Here is a 7,367-nt window from a genome sequence, read left to right on the forward strand (position 1 = left end):
CACCTGGCCCACCCGCCTGCGCCAAAGCCTGGCCCGCATCCACAGCACCCAGTGGCGCGAATCGCTGGAGCTGCGCCGCGACCCGGTGCGTGGCGCCATGGCACTGCTGGGCTCGCTGATTTTGATGTTCGTGATGGGCTACGGCATCAGCATGGACGTGGAGAACCTGCGCTTTGCCGTGCTGGACCGCGACCAGACCGCGCTGAGCCGCGCCTACACGCTGAACCTGGCGGGCTCGCGCTACTTCACCGAGCAGCCGCCGATTGCCACCTACGCCGAGCTGGACGCGCGCATGCGCTCCGCCGAGATATCGCTGGCGCTGGAGATCCCGCCTGGCTTTGCGCGCGACGTGGCACGCGGCCAGCCGGTGCAGATCGGCGCGTGGGTGGACGGCGCCATGCCCCAGCGCGCCGAAACCGTCATCGGCTACGCCCAGGGCCTGCACCAGCAGTGGCTGGTGGAGCAAAGCCGCAGCCGCACGGGCGTGGTGCCCCGGGGCCTATTGGAAGTTGAGCCGCGCTACCGCTACAACCCCGACGTGCGCAGCCTGCCATCCATGGTGCCCGCAGTGATTCCGCTGCTGTTGCTCATGCTGCCCGCCATGCTCACGGCCCTGGCCGTGGTGCGCGAGAAAGAGCTGGGCTCCATCATCAACCTGTATGTCACGCCCACTACGCGCACCGAATTCATGCTGGGCAAACAGCTGCCCTATGTGCTGCTGGCGCTGTTCAACTTCGGATTGATGTGCCTGGCGGCGGTGACGGTATTTGGTGTGCCCATCACCGGCAGCTTTGCCACGCTGACGCTGGGTGCCGTGCTGTTCAGCCTGTGCTCCACGGGCATGGGGCTGCTGGCCTCCACCGTTACGCGCAGCCAGATTGCGGCCATGTTCTTCGCCATGGTGGGCACGCTCATCCCGGCGGTGCAGTTCGCCGGGCTCATCAACCCGGTGTCGTCCATGACCGGCTTTGCGCGCTGGGTGGGCGAGGTCTACCCGGCCAGCCACATGTTCACCATCAGCCGGGGTGTATTCAACAAGGCGCTGGCCCTGCAAGACCTGCAGGCCGAGTTCTGGCCCATGCTGGTGGCGGTGCCGGTCATCGTCGGTACTGCGATCTTGCTGTTACGCAAGCAGGAGACCTGACATGGCGCTGCGTGGCCGCTGGTCCAATATCTTTCGCCTGGGCATCAAGGAGCTGTGGAGCCTGTGGCGCGACCCGGCCATGTTGTTCCTCATCGTCTACACCACCACGCTGGCGGTGTACTCGGCGGGCATGGCGCAGCCCGAGACGCTGTACCACGTGCCCATTGCCATCGTGGACGAGGACGATTCGGCGCTGTCCCAGCGCATCGCCACCGCGTTCTACGCGCCCCAGTTCACGCGCCCCGCCATGATCAGCATGCGCGAGGTGGACCCAGGCCTGGACGCCGGCCGCTTCACGCTGGTGCTGCACATCCCCGCGCATTTCCAGCGCGACGTGCTGGCGGGCCGGGTGCCGCAGGTGCAGCTCAACATCGACGCCACGCGCATGGGGCAGGCGTTTGCGGCCAATGGGGCGGTGCAGCAGATCGTGCAGCTGGAGGTGGCCGAGTTCGTGCAGCGCGACCGCGCCGTGGCCGAGCAGCCCATCGAGCTGACGGTGCGCTCGCGCTTCAACCCGGCGCTCAACCCCGCGTGGTTCGGCTCGCTGATGGAGCTGATCAACATCGTGACCATGCTCTCCATCATCCTCACCGGCGCCGCGCTGATCCGCGAGCGCGAGCACGGCACGGTGGAGCATTTGCTGGTGATGCCCGTCACCCCCGGCGAGATCATGCTGGCCAAGGTCTGGGCCATGGCGCTGGTGGTGCTGGTCGCTACCTGGGTGTCGCTCACGGCGGTGATCCGCTGGGCGATTGGTGTGCCCATCGAGGGCTCGGTACCGCTGTTTCTGCTGGGGGCCACGCTGCATCTGTTTGCCACCACGTCCATGGGCATCTTCATGGCCACGGTGGCGCGCAGCATGCCGCAGTTTGGCTTGCTGATGGTGCTGGTGATGATGCCGCTGCAGATGCTGTCCGGCGGCGTCACCCCGCGCGAGAGCATGCCGCTGTGGGTGCAGTACGGCATGGCCCTGGCGCCCACCACGCACTTCACCGAGCTGGCCCAGGCCATCCTCTACCGGGGCGCAGGCTGGGCGGTGGTGTGGCCGTCGCTGGTGTGGCTGCTGGGGATTGGGGCGGTGTTGTTCAGCCTGGCGCTGGCGCGGTTTCGCAAGACGATTGCGCGCATGGCCTGAATGTCAGGATGACTGTTTTTGCTATCAAATATATAGCTGTTAAGGCATGATCCACTGACGCTTGAGGCTAGTTGGACGCAAAATCAACGCTACCGGGCCGCCCAGGCAGGTTCAGCTGCGCCACGGGCACCGGGCTGCTGGCCACCCGTTGGCCGCGCCGCCACACACCTAGGCGCGTGGCCCGCAGGCGGATGGCGTCCACCGGGTTGCGCGCATGCAGCAGCACCAGGTCGGCATGGCAGTCGGGGGCGATACCGTAGCCCTCCAGCCCCAGCAGCTTGGCGGGATTCAGCGTCACCGCATCAAAACACTGCCGCATCGCGGCCTGGCTGGTCATCTGTCCCACGTGCAGGCCCATGTGCGCGGCCTCCAGCATGTCGGCGCTGCCGCCGCTGTACCAGGGGTCGAGCACGCAGTCGTGGCCAAACGCCACCGTCAGGCCCGCAGCCATCAGCTCGGGCACGCGGGTCATGCCACGGCGCTTGGGGTAGGTGTCGTGGCGGCCTTGCAGCGTGATGTTGATGAGCGGGTTGGCCACCACGCCCAGGTCGGCCTCAGCCATCAGCGCCATCAGCTTGCTCACGTAGTAGTTGTCCATGCTGTGCATGGAGGTGAGGTGCGAGCCCGTCACGCGGCCCTGCAGGCCCAGGCGCTGGGTTTCGTACGCCAAGGTTTCCACGTGGCGCGAGTGCGGGTCGTCGGATTCGTCGCAGTGCATGTCCACGCGTTTGCCGCGTTCGGCCGCCAGTTCGCAAAGGATCTTCACGCTCTCGGCCCCTTGGGCCATGGTGCGCTCGAAGTGCGGAATGCCGCCCACCACGTCCACACCCATGTCCAGCGCGCGCTTCAGGTTGGCCAGCCCTCCGGGCGCGCGCAGCACGCCGTCTTGTGGGAAGGCCACCAGTTGCAAATCCAGGTACGGCGCCACGCGCTGCTTTACATCCAGCAGCGCCTGCACCGGCAGCAGGCTGGGGTGGCTGGTGTCAACATGGCTGCGGATGGCCAGCAGCCCGCGCGCCACGGCCATGTCGCAGTACTGCAGCGCGCGCTGCACGATGGCGTCGTGGGTCAGCGTGGGCTTGAGTTCGCCCCACAGCGCAATGCCTTCGAGCAGCGTGCCGCTCTCGTTCACGCGCGGCTGGCCGTAGCTCAGGGTCGAATCCATGTGGAAATGCGCGTCCACAAACGGTGGGCTCACCAGCAGGCCACCGGCATCCACCGTCTCATGCGCGGGGGCTTGCAGGCCTTCGGTCACTTCGGTGATGCGGCCGCCTTGCACGGCGATGGACATGTTCTGGCGGCCGTCGGGCAGGCTGGCGTGGGTGATGAGCAGGTCGAGCATGGTGGGGGAGTGTAGATATTCGTCGGGACGCGCTGGCACACTGCGGGGTCTCAAGAAGAAAGGGTCATCCGATGAACGCACATGAAAAGCTGAACTACGTCGAATTTGCCGCGTGCGATGTGCCCGCCACGAAGTCGTTCTTTGAAAAGACCTTTGCATGGACCTTTGTGGACTATGGCCCCGAATACACGGCCTTCTCGGGCCAGGGGTTGGACGGCGGCTTCTTCCGCGCCAGCCTTTGTTCCACTCCAGCCACTGGCGGCGCCTTGCTGGTGTTCTACAGCGCAGACCTCGAAGCCACATTGGCCAAGGTGGAGGCGGCAGGTGGCCATGTGGTCAAGCCGGTGTTCGACTTTCCGGGAGGACGGCGCTTTCATTTCACAGAGCCCAGCGGCAACGAGTTCGCGGTGTGGTCCGACCAGAGGGTGTGAATGAATCGGGCGTGGTGGGCTCATTCGCATCTTCTCACCGCTCCCCCTTGCGGTAAGGCTTCATCAGCGCCTGCGGATACGCCGCCTTGCGTGCCACCAGCACCAGCGCCAGGATGGACAGCAGGTACGGCAGCATCAGATACACCTGGTAGGGCAGCCACGCATCGCCCGCCTGCTGCAGCCGCAGCTGCAGCGCGTCGAAGAACGCAAACAGCAGCGCACCCAGCAGCGCCTTGCCAGGCCGCCACGAGGCAAACACCACCAGCGCCACGCAGATCCAGCCGCGGCCGTTGATCATGTTGAAGAAGAACGCGTTGAACGCCGACAGCGTGAGGAACGACCCCGCCACGCCCATCAGCGCCGACCCGGCCACGATGGCGCCGGTGCGCGTGGCGGCTACCGAAATGCCTTGGCCCTCGGCCGCCTGCGGGTTCTCGCCCACCATGCGCACGGCCAGGCCCAGCGGGGTGCGCATCAACACCGAGGCCAATAGCGGCACCAGCAGCAGGGCCAGCAGCGTGAGTGGGGTTTGTGCCGACAGGATAGGAATGCCCAGCCATTCCATCGGTGCAAAGGGCTCGATGGTGGGTGGCGTGTTCACCTTGGGGAAGCTCACCCGGTAGCCGTAGTAGCTGAGCGCCGTGGCCAGCAACGTGATGCCCAGCCCGGACACATGCTGCGACAGCGCCAGCCCCACGGTGAGCCACGCATGCAATAGCCCGAAGACAGCGCCTGTCAGCGCTGCCACCAGCACCCCCGTCCACAGCCCATGGCCCGCATACACCGTGAGCCAGCCGGTGAAGGCCCCGGCCACCATGATCCCTTCAATGCCCAGGTTGAGCACCCCGGCGCGTTCGCACAGCAAAACCCCCAGCGTGCCCAGAATGAGCGGGGTGGCGACCCGCAGGGTGGCAATCCAGAACGCGGGGTTGGCTAGGATGTCGAGCAGTTCGGTCATGCAACTGCTCCGTGGAAATTTGCTTTCATTTCGATAGCATCTATCGCATGATTCACTAGCGCTAGAGGCCTATTTGGCTTGAAATTGTGGTGTGTATGGGTTGTCATGGCTGCTTCACTTCCACCGCACGCGGTACTGCGTCAGCAGCCCGGCCACCAGCACCGCAATCAGCGAAGTCGCCACGATCACATCCGCAATGTAGGTGGGCACGCCCACCGCGCGGCTCATGCTGTCAGCCCCCACCAGCACGCCCGCCACGAAGGTGCCCGCTGCAATCACGCCCAGCGGGTGCAGTCCGGCCAGCATGGCGATCACGATGCCGCTGTAGCCGTAGCCGGGCGACATGTCGAGCGTCACATAACCAGTGCGACCGGCCACTTCGATGGCGCCGGCCAAGCCTGCGAGCCCGCCGGAGAGCAAGGCGACCAGCACCACCGTGCGGGTGATAGGCACGCCCGCAAAGGCAGCAGCGCGTGCATTGGCCCCCGCAGCACGAATGTCAAACCCCGGCACCGTGCGTGCCAGCAGCACCCACAGCATCACGGCCAGCGACACGGCCCACAGCAGGCCCGTGTGCAGCCGCGTCTGAGGCACCAGCTTGGAGAGTTCCAGGTCGCCCTGCAGTGCCACGCTCTGCGGCCAGCCCATGGAGAGCGGGTCTTTCATCGGCCCATCGAGCAGGGCTGACACCAGCAGCAGCATGATGAAGTTGAGCAGCAGGGTGGTGACCACCTCGTCCACGCCCAGCCGCGCCTTCATCAGCGCCGGGCCCAGCAGCAGCGCGGCCCCGGCCAGCGCAGCCGCCAGCATCATGAGTGGGAAGAGCAAGTAGGGCGACCACTCCAGCCCCGTGCCTCCATGCATGCCGCCCACGGCCACGGCGGCCAGCGCCCCGGCGTAAAGCTGCCCCTCGGCCCCGATGTTGAACAGCCGCGCGCGGAAGGCCACGGCCGCTGCCAGCCCAGTCAGGATCAGTGGCGTGGCGCGGGTGAGGGTTTCGGTCAGTGCAAACACCGAGCCGAACGCGCCCTGCAGTAGCAGCGCATAGGTCTGGCCCACGGGCGCCCCGGCCCACAGCACCAGCAGGGCGCTGACGATCAGTGTGAACACCACGGCGCCCACCGGCGCCAGCACGTAGGCGGCGGGGGAGGTGTGGTTGCGTTTTTCAAGTCTCATGCTGGGTTGTTCTTGTTGTTGTCGCTCAATGGGCAGCGCCCGCCATGGCCAGGCCGATGGCTTCGCGCGTCCAGTCTTCGGCGCGTCGCGCCTCGCTCAGTTGTCCGTCGTGTATGACGGCCACACGGTCACCCAGCGCCAGCACTTCGTCCAGATCGTCCGAGATCAGCAGCACGGCCGCTCCCGCATCGCGCGCGTTGATGAGCTGCTGCTGCACAAACATCACCGCGCCAATGTCCAGCCCCCAAGTAGGCTGGTGGGCCACGATGAGCTGGGGCGCAGGCGCGGTGTAGCCCGCTGCGTCCTTCGGCGGCATCAGCGCCCGGCCCAGGATGAGCTTTTGCATGTTGCCGCCGGACAGCGACCGGGCGGGGGTGTCCGGCCCGCCGCCGCGCACGTCAAAGGTCTCGGCCACGCGCTGTGCATGCTGGCGCGCCGCGCGGCGTTTGACCCAGAAGGCGCGGAACCACGGATGCGCAAACCAGGGGCCACGCAGGCGTTCGGCCACCGCGTTCTCCCACACGGGCAGGTCGCCCACCACGCCCACTGCGTGGCGGTCTTCGGGGATGCGGGCCACGCCCTGGCCGACCAGCCACGCGGGCCGTGCTTGCAGCGGTGCGCCACGCAGCGTGACATGGCCGGTGGTGGCGTTGCGCACGCCGCACAGCAGGTCGGCCAGTGCCACTTGGCCGTTGCCGCTCACGCCCGCAATCGCCACGATCTCGCCGGCGCGCAAGGTGAGGGACACATTGTTCAACCGATCGCGCCCCGTGGGCGCGGTACTCACGTTGTTGAGGGTGCAGATGGGCTCGCCCACGCTCCGCGCGGGGCGGCGCTCTGCCGCCTCAATCGCATAGCCCACCATCCATTGCGCCAGTTGCCCCTGCGTGGTGCCTTGCGCAGGCGCCTCTGCCACCAGCTTGCCCTGGCGCAGCACGGCCACGCGGTGTGAGACGCGCAGCACCTCGCCCAGCTTGTGGCTGATGAAGATGATGGACAGACCCTGCGCCACCATCTGCGCCAGGGTGTCGAACAGCGCCTCGCTCTCTTGCGGGGTGAGCACGGCGGTGGGTTCGTCCAGGATCAGGATGCGCGCGCCCCGGTACAGTGCCTTGAGGATTTCGACGCGCTGGCGCTCGCCCACCGAGAGGCTGCCGACCTTCGCATCGGGGCTCACTGGC

General features: G+C 66.8%; 7 protein-coding genes. 3 read left to right on the forward strand and 4 right to left on the reverse strand.

Annotated features, from left to right (window positions below; genetic code table 11):
* Both DBR23_RS25665 and DBR23_RS25670 read left to right on the forward strand, forming a co-directional pair.
* On the forward strand, nt 1-1,144 hold a 1,144-nt coding region (locus DBR23_RS25665; RefSeq protein WP_146191449.1), incomplete at its 5' end, for an ABC transporter permease.
* 1 nt (nt 1,145) lies between these two features.
* Complete coding sequence (locus DBR23_RS25670; protein WP_108499972.1) at nt 1,146-2,279, forward strand: ABC transporter permease; 1,134 nt, start codon at nt 1,146-1,148, stop codon at nt 2,277-2,279.
* Between the two features lie 67 nt (nt 2,280-2,346).
* Here the strand turns inward: DBR23_RS25670 and DBR23_RS25675 are convergent, their stop codons facing one another.
* Nucleotides 2,347-3,621, reverse strand: a complete 1,275-nt coding sequence (locus DBR23_RS25675; protein WP_108499973.1) for an amidohydrolase family protein — start codon at nt 3,619-3,621, stop codon at nt 2,347-2,349.
* A 71-nt stretch (nt 3,622-3,692) separates the two neighbouring features.
* On the opposite strand from DBR23_RS25675, the gene DBR23_RS25680 reads away from it, so the two are divergent.
* Nucleotides 3,693-4,052: a VOC family protein gene (locus DBR23_RS25680; protein ID WP_108499974.1), complete on the forward strand. Its 360-nt coding sequence runs from the start codon at nt 3,693-3,695 to the stop codon at nt 4,050-4,052.
* Between the two features lie 34 nt (nt 4,053-4,086).
* Here DBR23_RS25680 and DBR23_RS25685 read toward each other — a convergent pair whose 3' ends face one another.
* The 3 genes from DBR23_RS25685 to DBR23_RS25695 form a co-directional block, all read right to left on the reverse strand.
* Complete coding sequence (locus tag DBR23_RS25685; RefSeq protein WP_108499975.1) at nt 4,087-5,010, reverse strand: ABC transporter permease; 924 nt, start codon at nt 5,008-5,010, stop codon at nt 4,087-4,089.
* Between the two features lie 114 nt (nt 5,011-5,124).
* Nucleotides 5,125-6,186, reverse strand: coding sequence for an ABC transporter permease (locus DBR23_RS25690; RefSeq protein WP_108499976.1), 1,062 nt, complete (start codon nt 6,184-6,186; stop codon nt 5,125-5,127).
* A 25-nt stretch (nt 6,187-6,211) separates the two neighbouring features.
* On the reverse strand, nt 6,212-7,367 hold a 1,156-nt coding region (locus DBR23_RS25695), incomplete at its 5' end, for an ABC transporter ATP-binding protein (RefSeq protein ID WP_108499977.1).

Source organism: Acidovorax sp. HMWF018, from assembly GCF_003061035.1.
Taxonomy (GTDB): Bacteria; Pseudomonadota; Gammaproteobacteria; order Burkholderiales; family Burkholderiaceae_C; genus Acidovorax; species Acidovorax delafieldii.